This window comes from Mycobacterium sp. E3247, from assembly GCF_001667785.1.
In the GTDB taxonomy this organism is placed as follows: domain Bacteria; phylum Actinomycetota; class Actinomycetes; order Mycobacteriales; family Mycobacteriaceae; genus Mycobacterium.
Genome location: NZ_LZJG01000474.1, coordinates 1 through 1355 on the forward strand (window position 1 = coordinate 1; position 1355 = coordinate 1355).

1 protein-coding gene and 1 pseudogene are annotated in these 1355 nt (G+C 62.7%); both read left to right on the plus strand.

The genetic code is table 11. The annotated features are described in order from the left end of the window. Nucleotides 1–203 (plus strand): annotated as a pseudogene (locus A9X04_RS23105) (glycosyl transferase family 1); the annotation flags it as partial. Nucleotides 204–596: 393 nt separating this feature from the next. Continuing rightward, a partial coding sequence (locus tag A9X04_RS23110; RefSeq protein WP_197509335.1) for a glycosyltransferase occupies nucleotides 597–1355 on the plus strand: 759 nt, incomplete at its 3' end.

A 1355-nucleotide genomic window follows, 5' to 3' on the forward strand; every position in this document is an offset into this window, starting at 1 on the left:
TCAAACGGCTGAAAGTTGGTGCCACGCGGCGGTTTTCGGCCACCACCCGGGAGTCGTTGTTGGCGGATCTGCGCCGGATACTCGATCCGGATTACGGCGTGCGTGCGCGAGAGATCGCCCGGCACATGACCAAACCCGCTGAAAGCGTTGTCAAGGCCGCTGACGTGGTGGAGAAGTTTGCCGGCTCGCGGAGTCGCGCCTGATCGGCAAAGCCGACAGCGCGGATGTGTGCCGCACTGTCAGCGTCCTGACTCCGGCGCCGGCGCCGAACTAGTTGCCGCTTCTGGAGACACGGGACCACACTTTCTGGCACACTAGATATCTGATCAGCCGACGATGCCTGGGGGTCGCGTCAAACCGTCAAAGGTCGTCACAGTCCAATGGTCGGGGGGATAGGGCCGATGATATTGGCTTCGTCACACCCGACGGCGCCCGGTGGGAATTGCCGGTTCGCCCGCTCGCGGAACCTCATTCCCCATGCCATGCAACGAAAACAGTCAATCCCAATAGGGAAGGGAGAGACTGAAATTAGGGCCGAAAGACCCTACTCTGAAGTGTTGCCGGGGCAAGGGAAAAGTGATTAAGGTTACAACGCGATGAAATTTGCTGTGGCAAGCTACGGGACGCGCGGTGACATAGAGCCGTGCCTCGCTATCGGGCGGGAACTGACGCGCAGAGGGCACGAAGTCCGCATGGCCGTCCCGCCCAATCTTGTTGAGCTCGCGCAGGAAGCAGGCCTGGCGGCCATCGGCTACGGACCCGACATGCACGACTTCTGGAGCGACGAGTTCATCCGCGACTTCTGGAAGAATTTCGTGCGCGGGCCCATCAAGTTGATGCGCGACGCATGGGAGCCGGTGCTGCGGAACTGGCAGCTGATGAGCTCGTCACTGATGTCGGTCGGTGCCGGCGCCGATTTGATCTTCACCGGACAGCTCTACCAGGACCTCGCGATCAACGTCGCCGACTACTACCGCATTCCGATGGCCACGCTGCATTACATTCCGATGCGGCCCAACGGCGAGCTGATTCCGCGCGTGCCGGCGCCGCTGTTTCGCTCCGGCATGAAAACGGTCGAGTGGTTGTTTTGGCGCTCGACGAAGCAAGTGGAGAACGCACAGCGCCGCGAGCTCGGACTGCCCGCGGCCACGAAACCCTCGCCCCGGCGGATCGCCGAACGCGGCTCGCTCGAGATCCAGGCCTATGACGAAGTCTGCTTTCCCGGGCTGGCCGCCGAATGGGCGAAGAAATGGGGCGACCGACGGCCCTTTGTCGGCGCGCTGACCATGGAGTTGACCACGGACGCCGACGAGGACGTGGCATCGTGGATCGCCGGTGGATCGCCGCCGATCTGC